The following is a 25,286-nucleotide window of genomic DNA, read 5'->3' as shown; positions in this document are numbered from 1 at the left end:
TCGCGGGACGCAATCGACCAGTGCGGTTGAGCAAAACTCTGGACTTTCGCCTGTCGAAAGCATTTTCTTGACGTCGAAAACGGCATCGGAACCGCTGCGTGCGGGCGGTGGCCACGGGGCAGGATGCGGTACGAGGTTGGGAATGGCGCTCGACGACGCGAACGGCGGACAGCGGATCCGCTCCATCAACGATCTCGGCGTGCTTCTGATCGAGGACGACGCCTTCACCCGCCGTCTGGTGTCCCGCCTGCTCCAGGATCTCAAGGTCCGCATGGTGTGGGAGGCGTCGGACGGCATGCAGGCCCTGGAAATCCTGCGCGACCAGCAGGACAACATCGATCTCGCCATCTGTGACCTGGAAATGCCGCGCATGGGCGGGCTCGACCTGCTGCACGCGTTGCGCACCGCGACCGGCAATCCCCTGGCCGATCTCCCCGTCGTCGTCCTGACCGCTCATCGCGAGGCCGAAACCGTCAAGCGCGCCATCGCCTATGGCATCTCCGGCTATCTCGTAAAGCCGGTGTCCAAGGCCGATCTCATCAAGCGCCTGACCTTCGCCGTGCAGAAGACGAAGTAGGACGGGGCGCGGGCGCCTGCGGCATTCGCCGATAATCTGTTGCGTTGACCGATACAAAGCGCGCATCCTTTCGTGCACGATTGGTTGTGCGTCGGCTGCACAACGGACGCACACGGAAAACGCGCCCAAGACATTGATTTTCAAACAGAAATCGCAATTTCTTCTCATCGTGCGGAGCGGGCTTTCTGCTCAACCCGCGCAATGATTCACAATGCGATCATGCCCATCCCGCATGGGCGTCTATGCCGGTCGCCCCGTTGCAAAGCCGGGGCGGCTTCCGCATTTATCATCGGCAAGCGAACAATCGAGACGGGAGTGGAGCGGTGATGCTTGAAACCGTCCGAGCGGTGAGCGGTGGGGTTCGGCCAGCCGGCAACTCCGCCGGCAACCCCATCGTTGCGCGCCGCGAGGACATCGCCCGCGCCGTGGTCGCCATCCAGTTCGAACGCTGGCCCGCGCTCTACGCCCGCTATGGCGAGGCGGGGCGGGACAAATGCGTCGAGGATCTGCGCTATCACGTCCTCTATCTGGCCGAGGCCGTGGCCGCCGGCAGCCCGGACCTGTTCCGCGAATACGCCGCCTGGGTCAAGATCCTCTTCTCGAACCTCGGCATTCCCGTCGAAGAGTTGGGCGAAAGCCTGGAAATCCTTCGCGACGTCGTGGTTGCCCGCGTGGATGCGCCGACTGCCGAGCGGGTGCGGGCCTGCATCGGGGCCGCGCTGACGGCGCTGCCCGACATGCCGGTGGAACTACCGTGCCTGATCGAGGACGACGCGCCCTTCGCGGACGTGGCGCGCGACTATCTGGGCGCCCTGCTGGCCGGCGACCGGCGGCGGGCCTCGGCGCTGGTGCTCGACCGTGTCGAAGGCGGCATGGCGGTGCGCGACGCCTACCTGCACGTCTTCCAGCCGTGTTTGCGCGAGGTCGGGCGGCTCTGGCAGACGGGCGCCATCTCCGTCGCGCACGAGCATTTCGCCACGGCGGCCACGCAGGGCGTGATGTCCATGCTCTACCCGCGCATCTTCGCGGCGGAGCGCTGCAACCGCTCCATGATCGCCACCTGCGTCAGCGGCGAACTGCACGAGATCGGCATCCGCATGGTCGCCGACTTCTTCGAAATGGCCGGCTGGGACACCTATTATCTCGGCGCGAACACCCCGGCGCGCAGCATCGTCCGCGCGGTGGAGGAGCGGGGTGCTTCGGTGCTGGCCATTTCCGCGACCATCACCGCCCATGTCGGCGCGGTCGCGGACCTGATTGCCGCCGTGCGCGCGGATCTGGCGGATCGCCCGCCGGGAAATCGACCCTTGCGCATTCTGGTCGGCGGCTATCCGTTCAACCTCGTTCCGGACCTCTGGCGGACGGTCGGCGCCGATGGCTTCGCCTCCAGCGCCGCCGACGCGGTGGCCATCGCCAGCGCCGATTAGGGGTGGAAAAAGCGCCGATGGACGGCCTTGTGCTGACTTGCGATCTCGACGGCCGCCTGCGCGCCAGCCACCCGGTCGGTGCCGGCCTGCCGAATCTGCGGCCCAAGCCCGGTAAGCCCTTCCCGATGATGTTCGGGCTGGACGCCGTCGGGCGGGCGCTCGATCTCTTCACCGACGTACGCCGCACCGGCATGGTGCTCGACCGCCCGCTGGAATCCCTGCTGGAGGAGAGCGGGCCGCTCTACGTCTCCGGCCGCCGGGACGAGACCGGCCTTGTCCTGGCCGTGGCGCGGGCGCCCGGCGCCGTGCGGCCGATGGCCGACCGGCTGGCCCCGCGCAACCCCGCGCTGGCCGCCCGGCTGGAGCCGCTGGGCGAGGCGCGCCCTTCCGTCGGGCTGGACACCGACGCGCTGTTCGACGAGATGACCCGCCTGAACAGCGACCTGTCCAACGCCCAGCGCGCGCTGGCCAAGGCCAACGCCGAGCTGGCCGCCAGCAACGAGCAGAAGAACCGCCTGATGGGCATGCTGGCCCACGACCTGCGCTCTCCGCTCCAGGTCATCGCCGGCTACGCCCAGCTCCTGGAAAAGCGGATGGGCGACCGGCTGGGGGAATCCGAGCGCGCCTTTCTGGAGCGCATCCGCGAATCCAGCCTGTTCATGCGCCATCTGGTGGAGGATGCGCTGTCCCTGGCGGCGGTTCAGGCGGGGCGGCTGCGGCTGGTTCCCCGGCCCACGGACGTCGCCGAACTGGTGCGGCGGAACATCTCGATGAACCGTGTGTTGGCCGAAGGCAAGGCCATGACCATCGAGCTGTCCATCGCCGACGATCTTCCGCCGGAGGTCGAGATCGACCCCGCCAAGCTGGAGCAGGTGCTGAACAACCTGTTGTCCAACGCCATCAAATATTCCGATCAGGGTGCCTGCATCCGCGTGTCCGTGTCGTCGGACGCCGACCATGTCCGGATCGCGGTCGCCGACGATGGCCGGGGCATCCCGGCGGCGGAGCTGGACCAGCTGTTCCAGCCTTTCGCCCGCTCCGGCAAGCCGGGTACGGCGGGGGAGACGACGGTCGGCCTCGGCCTCTACATCTGCCACACCATCGTGGAGGGGCATGGTGGGCGAATCCGCGTCGATTCGGAGTTCGAACAGGGCTCCACCTTCACGGTCGAGCTTCCGCTGCGTGGGTCAAGCCCTTGATCTACCGTGATTCCAACACGCGCGCTGGCGTTGGCTTGGCCGATCCTGTAGAAGGGACACAACTGATGTTGCGCCGCGAAAGGTCCATGGGTTTACCCTTCCGCAACCCCGGGCGGTATCCGCGGGGAGCGTCGTGAGCGACGGCCGACAACCTGAGGCTCACCCTGAGACGTCCACGGATGCGGAGACGTTGGAGGGCGGCGTGCGCCGCCGCCGCGCGTCGGATCTGCTGAACGACTTCCTGGCGCACGATCACGATTCGCGCATTGCTTTGGGCGACCTGATGGGCATCCTGGGTGACCGGGCCTTCGGGGCGCTGCTGCTGATCCTGTCTATTCCCAACGTGCTGCCGGTGCCCGGCCTGTCCACCGCGACCGGCCTGCCGATGATCCTGATCGGCGCGCAGATGGCCGCCGGCCGGCACCAGCCCTGGCTGCCCCGGCGCGTCGCCGCCGCGACGGTGGACCGCGATTCCTTCTTGCGTGTGGTCAACCGCGCCCAGCCCTACATCCACCGGGTCGAACGCCACCTCCACGAACGCCTTCCCATGCTGACCGATCCGGTCGCGGAGCGGCTGCTCGGACTGGCCGTGATGGCTCTGGCTCTCGTCCTGGCCCTGCCCATCGTCTTCGGCAACCAGCCCCCGGCCTTCGCCATCGCGCTGATCGCGCTGGGGCTGATCGAGAAGGATGGCGCCTTCGTGATCGCCGGCCTCGTCGCCGGCCTCGTTGCCATCGCCATCGTCGCGGCGGTTCTGCTCGGGCTCGGGCAGGCCGCTTTGCTGTTGTTCCACAAGATGTTCGGTTAAGGGAGCGCCCGCGGGCTCGACGCCATGATCTGGGAAGTGCTGGTTATCATTCTGCTGATTTTGCTCAACGGCTACTTCGCCATGTCGGAGATGGCCGTCGTGTCGTCGCGGCGGGCGCGGCTGCAACAATTGGCGGAGGAAAAGCGCAGCAAGGGCGCCCGCGCCGCGCTGGAGTTGGCGGACGATCCCGGCAACTTCCTGTCCACGGTGCAGGTCGGCATCACGCTGGTCGGCATCGTCGCCGGTGCCTACGGCGGCTCCACCCTTGCCGAGCGGCTGGGCCGCGTGCTGGACGCGGAGGTGGCTTGGCTCGCCCCCTACGGGCATCAGGTGGCCTTCGCCCTGGTGGTCGCGGCGATCACCTACCTGTCGCTGATCGTCGGCGAGCTGGTGCCCAAGCGCGTGGCGCTGGTGAACGCGGAGCGCATCGCCTCCAACGTCGCTGGCCCGATGAGCACGCTGTCCCGCATCGCCGCCCCGCTGGTCTGGCTGCTGGGCATCTCGACCGAGGGACTGATGAAGCTGCTGCGCCTGCCCACCGCGCGCGAGCAGACCGTCACCGAGGAAGAGGTCAAGTCCCTCATCAAGGAAGGCACCCAGAGCGGCGTTTTCGAGCCGGCCGAACGCCTGATGATCGAAGGCGTCTTCCGCCTGTCCGACCGCACCGCGCGCTCGATCATGACGCCGCGCCCGGATCTGATCTGGCTCGACCCTGACGACCCGCCGGAGAACATCGCGCGGGAAATTCAGGAGAGCGGCTACTCCCGTTTCCTCGTCTGCCGGGGCGACGTGGACGAGGTGCAGGGCATCGTCTCGACCAAGGCGCTGCTCGACCAGGCCCTACAGGGCAAACCCTTCAACCTGCGCGCCGCGATGGTGGAGCCGCTGATCGTCCACGACGGCACGCCGGTCCTGCGCCTGCTGGAGTTGTTCAAGCAGGCCACCGTGCACATGGCCGTGGTGGTGGACGAGTACGGCAGCGTCGAGGGCATCGCCACCGTCACCGACATTCTGGAGGCCATCGCCGGCGAGATGCCCGAACAGGGTCAGGAGGCCGACGGCGGCGCCATCCAGCGCGAGGACGGTTCCTGGCTGGTGGACGGCATGACCCCCATTGAGGAGGTGGAAGCCCTGGTCGGCGTGCGTGGCCTGAAAGGCGAGGGCGACTACCACACCATTGCCGGCTTCATGCTGGACCAGCTGGGCCATGTGCCCACGGCCGCCGAGCATTTCCATTGGGGCGGCATGCGGTTCGAGGTCGTCGACATGGACGGCCGCCGCATCGACAAGGTGCTGATCCAGATGAACGAGGAAGTGTCGGAGGGCTAAGGCATTCCCTCTTCGAGGGGACTACTCTCCTCTTGACGTCATGCCCGGCCTTGAGCCGGGCATCCACGCCGGGGCAGAAACGCTCGGCGGTGGTGTGGATGACCGGGTCAAGCCCGGTCATGACGGACAGGGGTGTTTACCCTCAAAAGAGGCCCGCCTCACATGTCCGTCACGCCGCTCTTCGGAATGCGGACTTCCCGGTGGACGGACATGCTCAGCAGCAGCCCGACGCCGATCATCAGCGTCAACATCGCCGACCCGCCGTAGGACACCAGCGGCAGCGGGATGCCCACCACCGGGATCACGCCCATCACCATGGCGACGTTGACGAAGACATACAGGAAGAACTGCGTCGTCATGCCGACCGCCACCAGCCGGGCGAACTGGCTGCGGCAGCTCAGCGCGATCACCACCCCATAGATCAGCAGCAGCAGGTACAGCGCCAGCAGCGCCAGCGCGCCGACCATGCCGAATTCCTCGGCCAGCACGACGAAGATGAAGTCGGTGTGCTTTTCCGGCAGGAACATCAGCTGGCTCTGCGAGCCCGACATGAATCCCTTGCCGAACAGCCCGCCGGAGCCCAGCGCGATCTTCGACTGCAGGATGTTGTAGCCGGCCCCCAGCGGGTCGGTCTCCGGATCGAGGAAGGTGTAGACGCGCTGCTTCTGATAGTCGTGCAGGAATTCCCACGCGATGGGGATGGCCGCCAGACCGCCGCCGATGCAGACCATGAACTTCCAGATGCGCACGCCGGCCGCGAAGAACACAGCGCCGCTTCCCAGGATCAGCAGCATCGACGTGCCCAGGTTCGGCTGCATCAGCACCAGGGCCACCGGCGTGAACACCAGCAGCAGCGGCGGGATTAGCAGCAGCGGCCGGCCAATCTGGTCCAGCGTCACGCCGTGGAAGTAGCGCGCCAGCGCCAGCGCCAGCGCCGGCTTCATCAGCTCTGACGGTTGCAGCTGGAAGAAGCCCAGGTCGATCCAGCGCTGCGCGCCCATGCCGATGCGGCCCATCAGCTCCACCGCGATCAGCAGGCACAGCACGATGACGAAGATCACGTAGGCCGACTTCATCAGGTGCCGGATGTCCACCAGCGCAATCGCCAGCATCAGGAACAGGCCGGGAATGGCGCGGACCAGCTGCGGCTGCGCCCACGGCCTCCAGTGCCCGCCGGCCGCCGAATAGAGCAGGGCGACGCCCACCGACGTGATGATGCAGACCAGAAGCACGAGGCCCCAGTTGATCATGCGGAACTTGGCGCCGAGCGTCAGCTCCGGACGTTGCGGGGCAAGCCCACCGGACCCGTGGTTCGAAAGCAGCGCGACCATGAGAAACGTTCTTCGTATCCGAGCGGCCCATCAGCCTGATTGCGCGGGCCCGTCTAGCGCGCCGGATACTGCACCACGCCCGCCGCCGGGTAAAGCGGCCCCGGCCCCGCCGCCCGGAAAAGCCACGGATGCCAAGGTTTGTTGCCGGCGTTTGCTGACAGTGGTTCGCTGCCGGTCACGACGCCGGCGGCGCATACCCCTTGATGATCAGGTTCACCGCGCCGTCCAGAATGCGCTCCATCTCCGCGTCGGTCGGCCGTTCGGTCAGGCACAGGAGGAAGCGCAGGTGCGTGTGGGACTTAATAAGGCCGACGAACTGCTCGGCCGCGAGCTGCGGGTCGGGAATGGCCAGCAGGCCCTTCTCGTTGACCCAGGCCATGTAGCCGACGATCTGCTCCATGGTGCGCGCCGGGCCGGCGTCGTAGAAGGCGTGCGCCAGCTCGGGGAAGCGGTGCGCCTCGCCGACCACCACGCGATAGCCGGCCAGCGCCTTGGGCGACAGTACCATTGTGCTGAAATGGCGCCCGATTAGACGCAGTCCCTCGGCCAAATCCAGGCCCTTGGCCTCTTCGCAGACAGACATGATCGCGTTGCCGCGGCATTCGCAGGCGACCATGGCGCGGAACAGCTCATCCTTGCTGCCGAAATGGGCGTAGAGCGTCGCCTTGGACACGTTTGCCGTCTTGGCGACCGCGTCCATGCTGACGGCCCCATAGCCGTTTTCCAGGAACAGCTTTCCGGCGGCCTCCAGGATCTGGGCCGGCTTCGACCCTGCCTCGGGGGTGGGGGCAACCAGTGTGCTCATGCGCTCCTCGCGTCCTGAAACCTGTTCGGCAACGTTCCGGGGCCGTACCGCGTTCCGCATTTAACCACAATCCCTATCGTGAAAACTAGACCGTCCAGTTCACCCTTGACAAGAGGTGGGGGCTGACCCATCTTGCTGCAAGACTAAACTGAACGGTTCAGTTTCGGAACCGCAGGGACGGGATCAGGACAATGGCAGAGAGCGGTCGGGCAAAGGGCGTTCGAAAGATCGTGCTGACGGGTGTCGCGGCGGCGGCCCTGGTGGGCGGCGGGTTCGGCGGCTGGCACTGGTGGACCGAAGGTCGGTTCATCGAATCGACCGACAATGCCTATGTCCACAGCGACATCACCGTGGTCAGCCCCAAGGTCTCCGCCTATGTGCGGGAGGTCCGCGTGGCCGAGAACCAGCAGGTGAACGCGGGCGACGTTCTGGCCGTGCTCGACGATCAGGACTTCCGCGCCAAGGTCGCCGAGGCGGAGGCCGCCGTCGCCGCGCAGAAGGCCGCCTTCGGCACCATCGACAGCAAGCTGGAACTTCAGCGCGCGCTGATCGACCAAGCCGCCGCGACCCTCGCCAGCGCCGAGGCCGAGCAGCGCCGCGCCCAGCAGGATTTCGACCGCACCCGCTCGCTCGCCAGCGACAGCTGGGCCAGCCGGCAGAAGCTGGAAACCGTCGAGGCGGATCTCCGTAAGGCGATGGCCCAGGTGAACCGTTCCCGCGCCGCGCTGGAGGCTGAGAAGGACCAGATCGGCGTGCTGAACGCCAGTCGGACGGAAACCGAGGCGCGCCTGCGTCAGGCCGAGGCGACCTTGCAGTCGGCCCGCAACGACCTCGCCAACACGGTCATCCACGCGCCGGTGGACGGCGTCGTCGGCAACCGGGGCGTCCAGGTCGGCCAGTATGCCCGTCCGGGCGTGCAGCTTCTCTCGCTGGTGCCGCTGCCGGACGTCTATGTGGTCGCCAACTTCAAGGAAACCCAGCTCGCCCGCATGCGACCCGGCCAATCCGTGACGGTGGAGATCGACGCTTATCCGGGCAAGCACCTGGACGGTAAGGTGGAGAGCTTCGCCCCGGCCTCGGGCTCGCAGTTCAGCCTGCTGCCGCCGGAGAACGCGACCGGCAACTTCACCAAGATCGTCCAGCGCGTGCCGGTGCGCATCGCCCTGCCGCGCGACAACGCGCTGTCCGGCCTTCTGCGCCCCGGCCTGTCCGTGGTCGCCGAGGTTGACACCCGTGGCGCGGAGGATCGTCCGCACGTCGCCGGTTCCGTGTTCGGCGCCTTCCACCCCGGACAGGCGGTCGCGTCCAAGTAACGCAATAAGTAACGCAACACAGTTTCGCCCTGGGGGAGGGCACCCATGACGTCCACCACGGACAGCAACGAAACACTCTCCGCCCGCGACGCAGCCCCCACTGCGGCGTCGGGCGGCGCGGCCCCCGCGTCCCGGTCCCAGACTCCCCCGTCCCCCGCGGGCCGGGACGCGGCGGGCTCCCCCGCCATTCCCCCCCAAGTGCGCCCCCCTCAATCGAGGCCAGTCACCGGCCGCGACTGGGCGGGCTTCCTCGCCATGGTCGTCGGCATGTTCATGGCGATCCTGGACATCCAGATCGTCTCCAGCTCGCTTTCGGAAATCCAGGCGGGCCTCGCGGCCAGTTCCGACGAAATCTCGTGGGTGCAGACCTCCTACCTCATCGCCGAGGTGGTGATGATCCCGCTGTCCGGCATGCTGGCGCGAATCCTGTCCACGCGCGTGCTGTTCACCATCGCGGCGGCGGGCTTCACGCTGACCAGCGTGGCCTGCGCCTTCACCTCCAGCATCGAATCCATGATCGTCTGGCGGGCGCTCCAGGGCTTCATCGGCGGCGCCATGATCCCGACCGTGTTCGCCACCAGCTTCTCCCTGTTTCCGCCGGAAAAGCGCGCGGGCGTGTCGGTGATGATCGGCCTCGTCGCCACCATGGCGCCGACGCTCGGCCCCACGCTGGGCGGCTGGCTGACGCAAAGCTTCTCCTGGCACTGGCTGTTCCTCGCCAACGTCATCCCCGGCATCGTCGTGACCTCGCTGGTGTGGATTTTGGTGGACGTGGACCGGCCCAATCCGGGCCTGCGCAAGGGCTTCGACTTCCTTGGCCTCGGCCTGATGGCGGCCTTCCTCGGCAGCCTGGAGTTCGTGGTGGAGGAAGGCCCCCGCCAGGACTGGTTCGCGGACGAGTATGTGGCGATCTTCGCCGTCGTCACGGCTCTGGCCGGCGTCGGCTTCTTCTGGCGGGTCCTGACCTACCGGAATCCCATCGTGGAACTGCGCGCCTTCCTCGACCGCAACTTCGCCATCGGGTCGCTCTACAGCTTCATCATCGGCATCGGGCTTTACGGCGCGGTCTATCTGCAGCCACTGTTCCTGGCGCGGGTGCGCGGCTTCAACAGCCTGCAGATCGGCACGATCATGTTCGTGACCGGCGCCTTCCAGTTCATGTCCGCCCCCGTTGCCGGCGCCCTGTCGAAGAAGCTCGACCTGCGCGTCATGCTGGCCATGGGCCTGACCTTGTTCGGCACCGGCGTCTGGCTGAACAGCTTCCTGACTGCCGAGGCCGGCTTTTGGGAGCTGTTCCTGCCCCAGGCGGTGCGCGGCTTCTCGCTGATGCTGTGCTTCATCCCGATCAACAGCATCGCGCTCGGCACCCTGCCGCCGGAGCAGCTGAAGAACGCCTCGGGCCTCTACAACCTGATGCGCAACCTCGGCGGCGCCATCGGCCTCGCGGCCATCAACACGGTGCTGATCGACCGGCTGGCGCTGCACATGAACCGGCTGGGCGACAACCTGAACCTCGCCCGTCCGCAGGTGCAGCAGACCATCAACGGTCTGGCCGCGACCTTCGACGGCCTCGTCGCCGATCCCCAGGCCGCCGCCGTGAAGCGTCTGGTCGGTTTGGTGCAGCGCGAGGCGATGGTGATGACCTTCAACGACTGCCTGCTGGTGATGGCGGGCGTGTTCTTCGCCGCCCTGCTGCTCATGCCGCTGGTGCGCCGTCCGGGGAAGCCGGTGGCAGCCGATCATTAAAAAATTCGATGAAATCTGCACGACGGACGCCCTGCACGCCGCGCACATCACGGCGATAAGGCGACCGACGACAACACGCCCCGGTGACCCGGAGCGTTCCTTCGTGGTATAGGGCGGGCCGTCGGTTGAAGGGCCCCCGGTCACCATGAGCAAACGCCAATACACCCGCGCCGAGGTCAAGGAACTGCTGAGCGCGCTGGAGCGGCAGTGCCGCGAGGCCGCCAAGCTCGCCCAGCTCGCCGAGCATGAGGCGAGCAAGCACAGCTTCGGCGCCTATCGGGAGTTCCGGAACAAGGTGGGGGAGTTCCAGGCGCTCGTCATCCTGATCGAGCAGCGGCTGCGCAACCTCGTGGACAACCGCTCCGACGATCTGCGCGACCAGTTCGAGCGGCTGGACACGGTGATGCTGGCCCTGCTGGTGCGCGCCAGCATGCGGTTCTTCTTCGTGCTGTCGGCCAACCCGATCCTGCCGATGGGCGCACGCGAAATCTTCGTGTCGGAACTGCGCAGCCTACACGACGCGCACGAGAAGCTGCAGCGCCCCAACTACGCCGGCAAGCTGGGCAACGACCTGGAACGCGACCTGGAAACGGCGTCGCTGATCCTGGAAGAGATCATCGACAAGGCGCCGAGCCTGCTGAACTTCCGCGCCTCGGAAGGATAAAGGAAGGGCGGCGCCGCCCTTGAGGGAAGAATCGGCGCCGCCCCGTGCGAGGTTGGGGGGAATCGGTTACTGCTTCTGCTGGGTGCCGCTCGGGCTCGTGCTGGTCGAACCGGACATGCCCGAGGAGCTGGACCCCGTTGTCGAAGAAGACGAGCCCGCCGAGCCGGTGGCCGGCGTCACCTGCATCGCCATGCGGTCGGAGCCCTGCGTCTGGTACTGCACGCGCACCTGATCGCCTTCCTTGACCTTGGCGACGTCGGCGTTCGAGGACAGCTTGTACTTGGTGCCGTCCTGCATGGTCAGGGTTTGGCTGCTGCGGTCGATCTTGCTGACCGTGCCGGTGGCGGTCTGCGCGTTCTGCGTAGTGGCGGCGGTGCCGCTGGAGGTCGTGCCGGTCGTGGAGCTTGTCTGCGCCACGGCCATCCCGGAACCGGCCATCATCAGAACGGCGGCGGTGGCGGCGATCAACTTGTTCATAAAAGTCTCCCTGGTTTCCTCCATGGGATGCGCCCATGCACTGGCGCTCCCATGCCCAGACGAACCCGCCCCGCAACGTTCTAATCCATGCGCAGAGGGGGTAGGTCCGTCGATCTGCGCGGTTCAGCAGGGGAGTCGCGGCCGCTGCCGACATCGGCGATTCGCAGGTTGACCGGCGTTACGGGAAACCGTGTCACCTGATGGTGCGACGCTCCTTCTGAGTTTCAGCACGGCGTGACGGGAGCGGCGAGGGCGTAGCCGTGGAAGCGCATGGTGCGCAGCCGGCCTGTCGACACGAGGAATTGCCCCCTTTGAGAGATGGAGCGCTTGTCCTGATTGTCGCGCCTTAGAGCAGATCGTCGTCCTGGTCAGTGTCGCCTCTCCGCTCGCGACCACGGCCAGTCGCGGGCTATCGCCACATCGCGGGGGCACGTCGACAGCCGCCTGATTGACCGAGTTGGCACATATTCCTGGTCAAGCCATGCCCGGTCTCACCATCGCTGCCAACACGGTGACGTTGCCGTCAATCGGCGTGCCAAGCCCCCACGTCATACGGATGTAAGAGCCCGGCGCCTGCATCAGAGTGTGATCCAGGCCATCCGTTCTCCCGTTCGAAACGGCTGCAAAATGAAATTTTTCGGTTGTATAAATTGTTGACTCTTTCCTGATAGGATGCATTATTAGTAATAGATCGCTCGACTGGAGAAATTCCTGGATATTTATGAATTAAGAAACGAATTTCTCTCCGGGCCACCGTTTATCCGAAGCATTGCCGGGTATTTCGATGACCAATACCGACTTCGCCCGCTCTGCCGATGCTGAGCAGACCTCAATTTGCTTGGGTCCCGTCCGGGCGTGGCCGGCGTTGTGCCTTCACGAAGGGTTCGAAAACCTCGCCGACCGGCAGCCGGACGCCCCGGCCATCGTCGGCGCCTGCGGGATCCTGAGTTGGTCGGACTTGGACGCGGCGGCGAACGCGCTGGCCCACGCCCTGCTCGGTCTCGACCTGCGCAAGGGGGAGCCGGTCGGCGTGCTGGCGGAACGGTCGGGCGACCTGCCGATCGCCTTCCTGGCCATCCTGAAGGCCGGCGGCGTCTATGTGCCGATGGTCGCCGATCTGCCGGCCCGGCGGCTCGCCAACATGGCGCGGCAGGCCGGCATGCGGATCGTCATCGCGCTGGACGGCCTGACGCCGCCGGACGGGCTGGTCGCGGCGCTCGCCGAAGCGGCGGGGTCCCCGGCCATCCTGCGGCCGGAGGCGCTGGACGAAGATTTCCGGGCGCGGAACGCCCACCGCCCGCACCGGCCGGGCAAGCCGGACGACCTCGCCGTCATCCTCTTCACCTCCGGTTCGACAGGACAACCCAAGGGCGTTCTGATCCAGCACGACGCCTGCGTGAATCTTGCGCTCGGCCATGTCGAGGCGCAGGAAATCCGGCCGGACGACCGCATCCTGCTGTCCACCTCGCCGGGCTTCATCCTGGGCTTCCGGGAACTGTGCCTGCCCCTGCTGTCCGGCGCCGCCTACGTCCCCGCCACCCGCACACTGATCGACGAGCCGGAACGGCTGCTGGCGATGATGGCGGAGCGCCGCGTCACCGTCGCGCTGTTCACCCCCTCCTACCTGCGTCTGTTCGGCGGGGCGGTGCCGGCCGGGCTGCGCATGATCCTGACGTCCGGGGAGCGGCCGAACGCCGACGACGCGCGGCACTACGCCCGCCACCTCGCCTACTGGAACATGCACGGCGCGACGGAAGCCTGCGGCACCATCTGCATGCACCGGGTGCGGCCCGACGGCGATGGCCCGCTGCCCAGCGGCCGCCCCTTCGTGAACAGCTCCGTGCATCTTCTGGACAAGGACGGCAACGCGGTCGCGCCGGGCGAGGTCGGGGAGATCCATGTGGTCGGCCGCGGCGTGTCGCGCGGCTACCTGAACCAGCCGGACCTGAGCGCGGAGAATTTCGTCGATACGCCCTTCGGCCGCGCCTACCGCACCCACGATCTCGGCCGTTGGAATGAGGACGGGGAGCTGGAGTCGCTGGGCCGCGCCGACGACATGGTGAAGGTGTCCGGCCAGTCGGTCTCGCTGGGCGAGATCGAACGCACGCTGCTGCGCCACCCCGGAGTCCGCCACGCCGCCGCGTTCCAGCACAAGGGCCGGCTGCTCGCCTTCGTCGAGAGCCCGCAGCCGGAGGACGCCGCGGAAGGCGCCACCACCGAAGGCACCGCCACGGAGGACTGGCGCGCCTATCTGGCCGGACTGCTGCCCGCCTTCATGGTCCCGGCCCAGGTCGGCACCGTCGCCAGGATGCCGGTCAGCTCGGCCGGCAAGGTGGACCGGCAGGCGCTACTGGCGCTGGCCGACGCCGCGCGGGCCGCCGATCGCGAGACCGGCGGAACGCCCCCCGAGGGCGAGCTGGAGACCACCATCGCCCGCGTTTGGGAAGAGGTGCTGGACGTCCGCCCGGTGATGCGTGAGGACAACTTCTTCGCCATCGGCGGCACCAGCCTGCTCGCCATCCAGATCGGGCAGCGGCTGCGCGCTCTGGGGCATTCCGTGCCGGTGCAGGGCATCCTGGCGACGCTGACCGTCGCCGCCCTGGCCAACCGCATCGCCGTCGGCGCCACGGCGCCCCCCACCGACGAGAGCGATGGGGACGCGCTGGATACCGATACCGGATTCGCCACGGCCGGGCAGGAGGATTTCTGGATCGCCGCCGGCCTCGGCCTGCCCGCGGCGGGATCGCACGTCGTACGTGTGCTGTCGGTGCACGGCCCGGTCCCGGCGGAGGAACGCTGGCGCGCCGCCTGGACCGCGCTGCTCGCCCGCCACCCGGCGCTGCGCACCGGGTTCGGCGCGGGGCCGGACGGCCGGGTGGTTTGGCGCACCGTCGCGGCGGACGCCCTGCCGGCCCCGGCCCGCCTGTCCATCGACCGCTGCCACACGCCGGAAGAGGCACGGGAGCTGATCGCCGGCTACGCCGCCGCCCCCTTCGCCCTGGGCGAGCCGCCGCTGGCCCGCGCCGGCCTGATGCGGGTCGAGGCCGGCGGGGAGACGCTGTTCTGGTTCGTGCTGCACCACGCGGTGGTAGACGGCCTCTCCGCCCGAATCGTGCAGGAGGACGCGCTGGCCCTGCTGCTCGGTCGCGCGCTGCCGCCGGTTCCGCACGGCATCGCCGTCGCCGACCGGGCGGAACGGCTGTACCTCGCCTCGGAACGGGCGGAGCGCGACCGCCGTTTCTGGCGCGACCGGCTGGACCGGCTGGCGGCGCGGCGCCCCGACGCCTTCGACGAGCTGCCCACCGACTTCCGCCGCCCCGACACGCCGAGCGGCCGTTCCGCCCCGCCCCTGGCCGAACGGCTGGACGCCCCGACCGTCGGCGCGCTCACCCGGCTGGCGCAGGCGCAGGGGATCGGCCTGCACGGGCTGCTGCTCGCCATCCTGGCCGCCGAAGCGCGGCGGCGCACCGGACGGACGGACCTGATCCTGGGCACCGGCGTCTCGCTCCGCCCCGTCGGGGCGGACGAGGCGGTCGGCCATTTCGTCAACCTGCTGCCGGTGGTCCTGCCGGCCGTGGACGGTTCCCTGTCCGACCAGTTGCGGGCTGCCCAGGCCAGCCTGACCGAGGCGGTGGAGCACGCCGAGCATCCCGTCGGGCTGATCCAGCGCGAGTTCCGCCAGCGCCACCCCGGTGCGCGGCCGCCCTCGCGCACGGCGCTGTTCGACATCGCGCTGACCGCCAACCCGTCGCGCGTCAGCCGCGACCCGGCGACCGGCCTGTCCTTCGCGCCGCGCCGCCTGCCGGGCGCGCTGGCGCACCCCGCCGCCGGCCTCGACCTCGCCTTCAGCCACGAGCCGCTGGACGGCGAGGGGAGCGAGGGGAGCGGGCTGGAGCTGATGTTGCAGTGGAATCCGGACGTCCACGCGGAGGACACGGCGCGCGCCTGGCTGACCGGCTTCGCCGCCTGGGCGCGCTGGCTGGCGGCGGACGCCGCCCGCCTGTCCACGCCGCTGCCGGCCCTGCTGCCCCATGAGGCGGCCTTGCTGGACGCCCTGGAGCGGGGCGACGAACGCCGCCGTCCCGACGCCCGCGCCCATGAGCTGTTCGAGGTGCTGGCGGACCGGCAACCGGACCGGCCGGCCGTGGTCACCCGCGCCGGCGCGCAGGACCGCGCCGCCCTCGACGCCCAAGCCAACCGCATCGCCAACGCGCTGCTCCAGCACGGCATCGGGCGGGAGGAGCCGGTGGCCGTGCTGACCGACTGCTCGGCGGCGCTTCCGGCCGTCCTGCTCGGCGTGTGGAAGGCCGGGGCCGCCTATCTGCCGCTGGCGCGCGAACTGCCGCCGGAGCGGCTGGCCTTCATGGCGCGCGACGCCGGCGCCCGCCTGCTGATCGCGCTGGACGGCCACCCGGTGCCGCCGGCCCTGGCCCAGACGGTCGGGACGACGCTCCGCCCCGAGACCCTCGGCGGTTCCGCGGCCCATCCGGCGGTCGCCGGTGCAGCGTCCGACATCGCCTACATCATCTACACCTCGGGCACGACCGGCCAGCCGAAGGGCGTCGCGGTGCCGCACGGCGGCCTCGTCAACGCCGCGCTGGCGACCGGAGAGGCGGTGGGGCTGCGCTCCGACGACCGCATGTCGCTGGCCGCCACGCCGGGCTTCGACGCCTCGCTGTGGGAACTCGGGCTGGCCCTGCTGCACGGCATGCCCATCGCCCCGGTGTCCCAGGAACTGCGCGACGATCCCTGGGCACTGAAGGAGTTTTACGCCGCGCTGGGCGTCACCGTCGCCTTCCACGCCCCCTCCTACCTGCGGATCAGCCAGGACACGCCCTTCCGGGGCCTGCGCGTGCTGCTGACCGGCGGCGAGGCGCCGAACGCCGACGACGCCCGCCACCACGCGGACATCGCCTTCTGGAACGCCTATGGCCCGACCGAAGCGAGCATTCTCGTGGCCAACGGCCGCATCGCGCCGGATGCCGGCGAACCCGTGCCGGCCGGCCGGCCGCTGCCCAACACGCGCGTCTCGCTGCGCCGCGCCGACGGCACGCGGGTCCCGCCGGGGGTGGCGGGGGAGCTGTGGCTCGGCGGCGCCGGCCTCGCCCGCGGCTACGTCAACCGGCCGGAGCTGACCGCCGCCGCCTTCGTCGAGACGGCGGAGGGCCGCTTCTACCGCACCGGCGACCTCGGCCGCTGGGATTCGGACGGGCGGCTGGTGCTGGCCGGGCGCATCGACCATCAGGTCAAGCTGCACGGCCAGCGCATCGAATTGGGTGAGATCGAACAGGCGCTGCGCGACCACGCCGGCGTGGCCGAGGCCATCGCCCTGCTGGACCGCGCGGCGGAGGGCACCGGGGCGCTGCGCGCCTTCGTCCGCGCCGCCGACGGCGCCGTCCTGCCGGAGGACGAGGGCTGGCGCGCCTTCCTGGCCGAGCGGTTGCCCGGCTACATGGTGCCGGCCAGCGTCACGCCGGTGGCGTCCATCCCCCTGACCGCCGTCGGCAAGCTCGACCGGAAGGCCCTGCTGAGCCTCGCCCACGCCCGGCCGCAGCCCGGCACGGCGGACCGCCATCTCCCGTCCGGCGATCTGGAGACGCGCATCGCCGCCCTGTGGACGGCCCTTCTGGGCGCGGACGTCGCGCGGGAGGACAATTTTTTCGCGCTCGGCGGCAACAGCCTGCTGGCCGTGACCATGGCGCACCGGCTGTCGGCCGATCTCGCTGCCACGATTCCCGCCCGCGCCCTGTTCGCCGCCCCGACGCTCGCCGGCTTCGCCCGCAAGGTCGCGGAGCTGCGCGGCGCCGCGACGGTCGCGCCCGCCATCGAGCCCGAGACCCGCATCGAAGACGACCTCGCCACTGAAGGGGAGCGGGAGTTCTGGGTGGCCGAGGCCGCCGGGCTCGACACCCGCCCCTTCACCATTCCGGTGATCCGTCTCGTCAAGGGCGGCTTTGACGATGGCCGCCTCGACGATGGCCGACCGACGCCGGAGCGCTGGGCCGCCGCCTGGGCGGCGCTGGTGGCGCGGCACGAGGGGCTGCGCACCGCCTTCCGGGAGGACGCCGACGGCCGCCTGCGCCGCCTCGTCGCCCCCGCCTTGGAGGAGGGGCTGGAGATCGCCGCCCTGCCGGACCGCGACCGGGCGCTGCTCCACATCCGCCGCCGCCAGGCGGAGCCCTTCGCCATGGCCGCCGCCCCGCTGTGGCGCGCCGGGCTGGTCGCGGTGGAGCACAGCGGCGAGCAGCTGTTCTGGCTGGCCCTGCACCATTCGGTGGGTGACGGCCGCTCCGTCGGCATCCTGATGGAGGAGCTGACCGCCCTTCTGCTCGGCGACCGGCTGCCGCCGCTGGCCGGTCGCCACGCCGACCTTGCCGCGCGGGAGCAGGCCTATCTGGCCGGCCCGGTCGCCGCCGAGGACGCTCGCTATTGGGACAGCCAACTGGCCGCCCTACCCGACGAGACCTTCGAGGACTGGCCGCTCGACACGCCGCGTTCCACCGCCGCCGGGACCGGCAGCCACCGTTTCGAGATCCGGTTGGATGCAGCCACCGCCGCCGGCCTGAAATCCGTCGCCCGCCGGAACGACGCCAGCCTGCACGCCCTGCTGCTGTCCCTGCTGGCCCGCGAGGTTTGGCGGCGCACCGGGCGCGCGTGCTTCACGCTCGGCACCACCGCCTTCACGCGGGAAACGGCAGCCGACGCGCAGGTCGTCGGCTACGGCGTCACCATGCTGCCCCTGGTCATGCGCCCAGTTCCCGGCGCTCCCTTCGCCGCTGATCTGCGCACCACCCAGGCGGCGCTGGCCGAGGCGCTGGTGCACGCGCGCTACCCCTTCGCGCGCCTGTACCACGCCTTCTGGAAGGCCCGGCCGCAGCGGCGCGACCCCGCCCGCTACCCGCTGTTCGACATCGCCGTCACCGAGAATCCGGGGAGCCGGGCCGCCGGCACGCCCCTGCGCCTCGCCCCCCTGACCGCGGCGGCCGGCGACATCGCCTATGAACGCACTGGCCATTCGCCGGGGCAGGACATGGTGCTGATCCACGAAGCGCTGCCGGACGGCGGGCTGCTGCTGCAATGGCACGTCAACGCCGCGCTCTACGCGAAGGAGACGGCGGAGCGCTGGCTGGCGGCGCTCACCGGCTGGGCGCGCTGGCTGGGCGGGGACGCCGCCCGCGACGGAGAGGTCCCGCCCGCCCTGCTGCCCGAGGAAGAGGATCTCCTCGCCGCCTGGGACCACGGCCCGGCCATCGCGCGCCCGGCCCTGCGCTTCCACGAGCTGTTCGAACGGTTGCTCGACCGCCCCGGCAGCCGCCAGGGCGACCGCCCCGCCGTCGTCACCGCCACCCGGACCCTGACCTACCGCGCGCTGGAGGAGGAGGCGAACGCGCTGGCCCACGCCCTGCTCGAACGCGGGGTCGCACCCGGCAGCGTCGTCGGCGTGCTGACCGGCCGTTCCGCCAATCTGCCGGCGACGCTGCTCGGCGTCTGGAAGGCCGGCGCCGTCTATCTCCCGCTCGCGGCCGACCTGCCGCCGGAACGGCTGGCCTTCATGGCCGCCGACGCGGCGGCCGGCCTGCTGGTGGTGCTGGACGGCGCGGCGGTTCCCGAGACGCTGGCCGGCATCCCCGTCCTGCGCCCCGAAAGCCTGTCCCCGGACGTCCGCCGCACCGACCGCCCGGATCGGCCGGCGGGCGGTCCCGGCGATGCCGCCTACATCCTCTACACCTCCGGCTCCACCGGGCAGCCCAAGGGGACGCTCGTCGGCCACGCCGGCTATGTGAACGTGGTGCTGAGCGCCGGCGAGATCTTCGGCCTGACGCCGGAGGACCGGACGCTGATGTTCGCCTCGCCCTCCTTCGACGTGTCGCTGTCGGACATTGGCGTGCCGCTGGCCTTCGGCGCCGCCCTCTGCCCGGTGCCCTACGAGCTTCTGAGCGCCCCGGCTCGCCTGCTGGCCTTCCTGACCGAACAGCGCGTTACCGTCGCCGACATCACGCCCACCTACCTGCGCCTGCTCGACGGGGCGGAGCTGCCGAGCCTGCGCATCCTGGTGACGGGCGGCGAGGCGCCGCTGGCCGCCGACGTGCGGACCTACGCCGGGCGCCTGCGCTACTACAACGCCTACGGCCCGACCGAGAACACCATCACCAGCGCCATGGGCCTGCTGACCCCGGAGGAGCGCGGATTCCTGCCGGTCGGACGGCCGCTGCCCAACACCAGCGTCTCCATCCACGACGCCGCCGGCAATCCCCTGCCGCCGGGCGCGGTGGGCGAGCTGTGGCTGGGCGGCGCCGGGCTCGCCCATGGCTATCTGAACCGGCCGGAGCAGGAGGCGGCGGCCTTCCTCGACACGCCGTGGGGCCGGCTCTACCGCTCCGGCGACCTCGGCCGCTGGCGCGCCGGGGGCGAGCTGGAGATCCTTGGCCGCGCCGACGATCAGGTGAAGCTGAACGGCATCCGCATCGAGCTGGGCGAGATCGAGCATGCGCTGGACGGCCACCCGGCCGTCGCCCAGGCGGTCGCGCTGGTGGACGGCAAGGCCGGCGCGGTGCAAAGCCTGTGGGCCTTCGTCCGCCCCGCCGCCGACGGCGCCCCCCTGCCGTCCGACGAGACCTGGCGCGTCTGGCTGGCCGACCAGCTGCCCGCCGTCATGATCCCCGCCGCGGTGATCCCGGTGCCGGAGGTGCCGCTCACCAGCTCCGGCAAGGTGGATCGGGCGGCGCTGAAGGCGCTGATTGCCGGCCGCGCGCCACAGGGCGCGACGGTCCCGCCGCAAGGCGCGCTGGAACAGGCGGTCGCCCGGATCTGGGCCGAGGTGCTGGGGCGCGGCCCGGTCTGGCGCGACGACAACTTCTTCGCGCTCGGCGGGCACAGCCTGCTGGCGATCTCCGTTGCCCACCGGCTGGAAGCGGCGCTGGGCCACCCCGTCCCCGCCCGCGAGCTGTTCGCGGAACCGACCCTGCGCGGCTTCGCCGCCCGCATCGCCGCCCTGGCCCCCGCCGTCAACGGTATTGGCACTGGCGCCTCCGACCGCGCCACCGAGGGGCAGCGGGAATTCTGGGTCGCGGAGCAGGCCGGCCTCGACACGCGCGGCTTCAACATCCCGCTCACGCTCGCCGTCGAAGGCGGGCTCCCCGCCGACGCGCTCTTGCAGGCGGCCTGGGCGGCCCTGGTCGCGCGGCACGAGGCGCTGCGCACCGGCTTTGCCGAGGACGCGGCCGGCACGCTCCGCCGCACCGTCACCGATTCTCCCGCAGCCGGGCTGGAGCTGGAGTCCGCCCCCGACCGCGCGACGGCGCTGGCCCGCATCCAGGCCCGCCAGACGGAGCCCTTCGCGATGGCGGCCCCGCCGCTGTGGCGGGCCGGGCTGACCCGGACGGCGGACGGCTCCGCGCCGCTGTTCTGGCTGGTGCTGCACCATTCCATTGGTGACGGGCTCTCGCTCGGCCTGCTGGTGGCGGAGCTGGGCGCCCTGCTGCGCGGGGAATCCCCGCCGCCCGCCGCCGCCGGCTTCGACCGCACCGCCGCGTCCGAGGAGGCCTACCTGTCCGGCGACGCCGGGCGGGCGGACGCCGCCTATTGGCGGGGCATCCTCGCCACGCTCGATTCCGCCGCCTTCGACGAATGGCCGCTGGATTTCGCCCGCCCCGCCGCGCGCACCGCCGCAGCGGCCAAGGGCAGCCATTGCCACCGGCTGCGGCTTCCCCCCGCCACGGCCGAGGGGCTGCGAGCCTTCGCCCGGCGCAACGGGGCCAGCCTGCACGCGCTGATGCTCACGCTGATGGCGCAGGAGGTGCGCCGCCGCACCGGCCGGGGGGAATTCCTGCTGGGCACCGCGGCCTCCACCCGCGAGACGGCGGAGGAGGCCGCGGTCGTCGGCTACTATGTCAACATGCTGCCGCTGGCCTGCCGGGTGCGCCGCGCCGACACGCTGGAGCAGGCGGTGCGGGCGACCCAGCGCACGCTGGCCGACGCGCTGCGCCACGGCCGCTACCCCTTCGCCCGCATCACCCGCGACTTCCGCCGCGACCGCTCGCCGGCGGTCAACCCCGCCCGCTACCCGCTGTTCGATCTCGCGGTGACCGAGAACCCCGGCCATTCCGGCGCCCGGTCCTCCGGCCTGCGCTTCGCCGGCATCGGCGCCGCCGACGACAGCCAGATGCGGTACGAGCTGCGGTACGAGCTGCGCTTCAGCGCCCCGGCCCAGGACATCGTTCTGGTGCATGAAGGGCAGGAGGACGGCGGCCTCGTCCTCATGCTCTACGCCAACGCCGCCCTCTACGAGCGGGAGACCGCCCGCGCCTGGATCGAGGCGCTGGCCGGCTGGACGCGTCACCTGACCGGACCCGACCATCGGCCGGACGAGCCGCTCCCGCCGCTTCTGCCGGACGAGGCCGAGCGCCTCGCCGGCTGGGAACACGGTCCGGCGATGCCCCACCCCGCCGCCTGCATCCACCACCGCTTCGCCCAACTCGCCGCCGACCGGCCGGACGCCCCGGCCATCGTCACCGACCGGGAGACCGTCAGCTACGCCGGGCTCGACGCCCGCGCCAACGCGCTGGCCCACGCGCTGCTGGCGCTCGGCGTCCGCCGGGGCGAACCGGTCGGCGTGCTGACGGAACGCTCCCCGGCCCTGCCGGAAGCCGTCCTGGCGGTCTGGAAGGCCGGCGGCGCCTATCTGCCGCTGACCCGCGACCTGCCGGGCGACCGGCTGGCCTTCATCGCCCGCGACGCCGGCATCCGCACCGTGCTGGCGCTGGACGGCCTGCCCCTGCCGCCGGCCCTGGCCGAGGCCGGCCACGCATTGCTGCGGCCGGAGGATCTGGACACGGACTTCCGGGCCGCCCACGCCCGGTTGAAGACGGTGGGGACGCCGCAGGCCGGTCGGGACAGCGCGCCCGGCGACGTCGCCTACATCATCTACACCTCGGGCTCCACCGGCGTGCCGAAGGGGGTGATGCTGCACCATGGCGGCACGATCAACCTTGGCCTGTCCATGGCCCGGCTGCTCGGCGTTCGGCCGGACGAGCGGGTGCTGCTCAGTTCCTCGCCGTCCTTCGACGCCTGGATCTCCGACGTGGTGATGACCTGGGCCACGGGCGGCGCGCTGGTGCCGATCCGCCGGGCGGAGATGGACGACATCGCCGGCCTTCAGGCCAAGCTGATCCGGCTGGGCGTCACCTCGGCGACCCTGCCGCCCTCCTACCTGCGGCTGTTCGAGCGGGCGGACCTGCCGACGTTGCGCATCCTGATGACGGTGGGCGAACCGCCGATCGCCGCCGACGTGCAGCATTACGCGGCGCGCCTGCGCTATTACAACGGCTACGGCCCCACCGAGAACACGGCGGCGGCCTCGGCCGGCCCGCTGCTGCCGGGATCGCCGCGCATGACGGCGGGGCGTCCGCTGCCCAACACCGGCATCCACATCCTGGACGAGGAGATGCGCCCGGTTCCGCCCGGCGCCGTGGGCGATGTGTGGCTGAGCGGCGCCGGCCTCGGCATCGGCTACCTGAACCGGCCGGACCTGACCGCCGCCGCCTTCGTGGAGACCCCCGAGGGCCGGCGCTACCGCACCGGCGACCTCGGCCGCTGGATGCCGGACGGGCAGCTGCTGGTCCTCGGCCGGGTCGACGGGCAGGTGAAGCTGCGCGGGCAGCGCGTGGAGCTGGGCGAGATCGAGCACCGGCTGGAGGAGCATCCGGCGGTGCGGCAGGCGGTGGCGCTGGTCGATACGCCGGCCGGCGGCGCCCAGACCCTGTGGGCCTTCGTCACGCTGCACGTCGGGGCCACCGAGCCGACGCAGGCCGACTGGCATGCCCACGCGGCGGAGACGCTGCCGGCTTACATGGTGCCGGCGGCGGTGATCCGCGTGCCGGCGATCCCGGTGACCGTCGCCGGCAAGGTGGACCGCGCGGCGTTGCTGGCGGCGCTGGCCGACCGCGCCGCGCTGCCAGCAGCGGAGGCCGGCGCTACCCGCACCCCGCCGCGCACGCCCACCGAGCGGCGCGTGGCGGAGCTGTGGGCCGAGGCGCTTCAACGTCCCGTCCTCGGCCGCGAGGATAATTTCTTCGAGCTGGGCGGCGACAGCCTGCGCGCCATCGCCGCGGTTAACCGGCTGCGGCGCGAGTTTGCCTGCACGATTAACGACCTCTACGAACAGCCCGTGCTCGCCGACTTCGCCCGGCGCTGCAAGCCGCAGCCGGAAAACCTGCACCGGCTGATCCGCGACGCCCGCGCCCATTGGCACGCCTATCAGGATGGGCTCGCTGCCTACGACGCGGAGCGCGACGCCGCGCTGGGCGCGCAGCAGCAGGCCTACGAGGAGCGCAACCGGCCCTACCGGGACCGCGACTACGGCGCGCGGCGCGACTATGGCCGGGTGCTGCTGTCCGGCGGCACCGGCTATCTTGGCGCCTATCTGCTGCGCGAGCTGCTGGCGGACGCCGGGCGCCGGGTGACCGCCCTGGTGCGCGGGGCCGACGACGATGCCGCCCGCGCCCGCCTCGCCCGCGTTCTGAGCGGCTATTTCGGGGCGGAGGAGGGCGCGGCGCTCGCCGCCGCCCCGCGCCTGACCGTGCTGGCCGGCGACCTGCGGCGCGACGACCTGGGCCTGTCGGGCGCCGCGCGCGGCCGGCTGGCGGCGGAGACGCAGGCGGTCTTCCACTGCGCCGCCAACGTCAACCATTTCGGCCATTATCGGGAGTTCCACGCCGATAACGTGGAGGCGACGCGCCGGCTGATCGACCTCGCCGCCGTGAACGGAGCCGACCTCCATTTGATCTCCACCCTGTCGGTCACCGGCAAGGCGCCGGAGGAGGGCTTCCGCCTCTTCACCGAGTACGACGCGGTGCCGACGGATCTCGACGAGAACTACTACGTCCGCAGCAAGCAGGAGGCGGAACGGTTGGTCGTCGCCGCGCGTGAAAGGCTTCCGAACGCGACCATCCACCGCGTCGGCAACATCGTCTACGCGGCCGATGGCGGTTCGCTCCAGCTCAACATCCGCGACAACGCCTTCTTCCGCCAGCTCGCCGCCTTCTTGCGACTGGGGGTGGTGCCCGACGATTCGTATGTCTGGCTCTGCCACGTCGACCGGGTGGCGCGCGCGGTGGTGCTGCTGGCTGGGGCCGCCGCCCTCGCCAACGAGACCCATCATGTGGAGAACGACCGGCGCGACACGCTGGCCGACTTCGTGACCTCGGCCGTGGGGATGGAGGGCACCGCCTGCGCCGTTGGTTTCGGCACCCTGCTTGACCGGCTGGAACGCGCCATTGGGGAGCCGGAGATGGACACCGCGCTGGCCCAGACCATGGACGCCTTCGGGCTCTACAACGGCCGGTCGCCGCAGGGCCGGGCGCGCCGCCTCGAACTCTCGTCCGAACGCACGCAGTTGCTGCTGGAGCGGCTGGGCTTCAGTTGGCCGGCCATCCCGCGGGCGGGCCAGTCCGCGATGCTGCGCGCCGCCACCGCCCTCTTCGCACGATGACGACGACCATGACCGTTCCTCGCTTGTAAGACACCCGAACTCGGTGCGCAAATCGGTGTGAAGGTGAAGTCCACCGTAGGACGGCAGTGCTCATGTACGCCGCGCAAAACGCCGTAGAGCG

12 protein-coding genes are annotated in these 25,286 nt (G+C 70.4%); 9 read left to right on the top strand and 3 right to left on the bottom strand.

Translation table 11 applies throughout. The features are described 5' to 3' along the window. Window positions 1–142 precede the first annotated feature (142 nt). The 5 genes from J2852_RS17050 to J2852_RS17030 all read left to right on the top strand — a co-directional run bounded on the left by J2852_RS17050 (window position 143) and on the right by J2852_RS17030 (window position 5,340). Window positions 143–577 (top strand): response regulator, encoded by a 435-nt coding sequence (locus tag J2852_RS17050; protein ID WP_209877644.1) that lies wholly within the window; start codon window positions 143–145, stop codon window positions 575–577. 326 nt (window positions 578–903) lie between these two features. Further along, complete coding sequence (locus J2852_RS17045; RefSeq protein ID WP_209877642.1) at window positions 904–2,004, top strand: cobalamin-dependent protein; 1,101 nt, start codon at window positions 904–906, stop codon at window positions 2,002–2,004. A gap of 17 nt (window positions 2,005–2,021) precedes the next feature. Then, window positions 2,022–3,203 (top strand): sensor histidine kinase, encoded by a 1,182-nt coding sequence (locus J2852_RS17040; RefSeq protein WP_209877640.1) that lies wholly within the window; start codon window positions 2,022–2,024, stop codon window positions 3,201–3,203. Between the two features lie 202 nt (window positions 3,204–3,405). After that, entirely contained in the window at window positions 3,406–4,011 is a 606-nt protein-coding gene (locus J2852_RS17035) for an exopolysaccharide biosynthesis protein (protein ID WP_343206768.1), read from the top strand. A gap of 24 nt (window positions 4,012–4,035) precedes the next feature. Beyond that, window positions 4,036–5,340, top strand: a complete 1,305-nt coding sequence (locus J2852_RS17030; RefSeq protein WP_209877636.1) for a hemolysin family protein — start codon at window positions 4,036–4,038, stop codon at window positions 5,338–5,340. A gap of 158 nt (window positions 5,341–5,498) precedes the next feature. Here J2852_RS17030 and rodA read toward each other — a convergent pair whose 3' ends face one another. Both rodA and J2852_RS17020 read right to left on the bottom strand, forming a co-directional pair. Then, entirely contained in the window at window positions 5,499–6,671 is a 1,173-nt protein-coding gene (rodA, locus tag J2852_RS17025) for a rod shape-determining protein RodA (RefSeq protein ID WP_209877634.1), read from the bottom strand. 175 nt (window positions 6,672–6,846) lie between these two features. After that, window positions 6,847–7,476, bottom strand: coding sequence for a TetR/AcrR family transcriptional regulator (locus J2852_RS17020; protein WP_209877632.1), 630 nt, complete (start codon window positions 7,474–7,476; stop codon window positions 6,847–6,849). A 191-nt stretch (window positions 7,477–7,667) separates the two neighbouring features. Between J2852_RS17020 and J2852_RS17015 the strand changes: the two genes are divergently transcribed. From J2852_RS17015 to J2852_RS17005, 3 genes are all read left to right on the top strand, one after another. After that, entirely contained in the window at window positions 7,668–8,789 is a 1,122-nt protein-coding gene (locus tag J2852_RS17015) for an HlyD family secretion protein (protein ID WP_209877630.1), read from the top strand. Window positions 8,790–9,044: 255 nt separating this feature from the next. Further along, the gene (locus J2852_RS17010; protein WP_425514389.1) at window positions 9,045–10,535 is read left to right on the top strand and encodes a DHA2 family efflux MFS transporter permease subunit; all 1,491 of its coding nucleotides are present in this window, start codon (window positions 9,045–9,047) and stop codon (window positions 10,533–10,535) included. A gap of 145 nt (window positions 10,536–10,680) precedes the next feature. Next, on the top strand, window positions 10,681–11,199 hold the full coding sequence (locus J2852_RS17005; RefSeq protein WP_209877627.1) for a hypothetical protein: 519 nt from the start codon (window positions 10,681–10,683) through the stop codon (window positions 11,197–11,199). A gap of 66 nt (window positions 11,200–11,265) precedes the next feature. On the opposite strand, the gene J2852_RS17000 is transcribed toward J2852_RS17005, so the two are convergent. Next, window positions 11,266–11,676 (bottom strand): DUF1344 domain-containing protein, encoded by a 411-nt coding sequence (locus J2852_RS17000; RefSeq protein ID WP_209877625.1) that lies wholly within the window; start codon window positions 11,674–11,676, stop codon window positions 11,266–11,268. 784 nt (window positions 11,677–12,460) lie between these two features. Here J2852_RS17000 and J2852_RS16995 point away from each other — a divergent pair. Continuing rightward, entirely contained in the window at window positions 12,461–25,165 is a 12,705-nt protein-coding gene (locus J2852_RS16995; protein WP_209877624.1) for a non-ribosomal peptide synthetase, read from the top strand. The last annotated feature ends 121 nt before the right edge of the window (window positions 25,166–25,286 follow it).

The sequence above is a fragment of the Azospirillum soli genome, assembly GCF_017876165.1.
Lineage (GTDB): Bacteria > Pseudomonadota > Alphaproteobacteria > Azospirillales > Azospirillaceae > Azospirillum > Azospirillum soli.
The sequence above is the reverse complement of the archived record's forward strand: the minus strand, read 5'-3'. Positions and strand labels throughout refer to the sequence as shown.

Coding starts and splice junctions, on each gene's coding strand:
- J2852_RS17000 (WP_209877625.1), bottom strand. CDS start 11,676: ATGAACAAGTTGATCGCCGCCACCGCCGCCGTTCTGATGATGGCCGGT.
- J2852_RS17050 (WP_209877644.1), top strand. CDS start 143: ATGGCGCTCGACGACGCGAACGGCGGACAGCGGATCCGCTCCATCAAC.
- J2852_RS17045 (WP_209877642.1), top strand. CDS start 904: ATGCTTGAAACCGTCCGAGCGGTGAGCGGTGGGGTTCGGCCAGCCGGC.
- rodA (WP_209877634.1), bottom strand. CDS start 6,671: ATGGTCGCGCTGCTTTCGAACCACGGGTCCGGTGGGCTTGCCCCGCAA.
- J2852_RS17020 (WP_209877632.1), bottom strand. CDS start 7,476: ATGAGCACACTGGTTGCCCCCACCCCCGAGGCAGGGTCGAAGCCGGCC.
- J2852_RS16995 (WP_209877624.1), top strand. CDS start 12,461: ATGACCAATACCGACTTCGCCCGCTCTGCCGATGCTGAGCAGACCTCA.
- J2852_RS17040 (WP_209877640.1), top strand. CDS start 2,022: ATGGACGGCCTTGTGCTGACTTGCGATCTCGACGGCCGCCTGCGCGCC.
- J2852_RS17010 (WP_425514389.1), top strand. CDS start 9,045: ATGGTCGTCGGCATGTTCATGGCGATCCTGGACATCCAGATCGTCTCC.
- J2852_RS17005 (WP_209877627.1), top strand. CDS start 10,681: ATGAGCAAACGCCAATACACCCGCGCCGAGGTCAAGGAACTGCTGAGC.
- J2852_RS17030 (WP_209877636.1), top strand. CDS start 4,036: ATGATCTGGGAAGTGCTGGTTATCATTCTGCTGATTTTGCTCAACGGC.
- J2852_RS17015 (WP_209877630.1), top strand. CDS start 7,668: ATGGCAGAGAGCGGTCGGGCAAAGGGCGTTCGAAAGATCGTGCTGACG.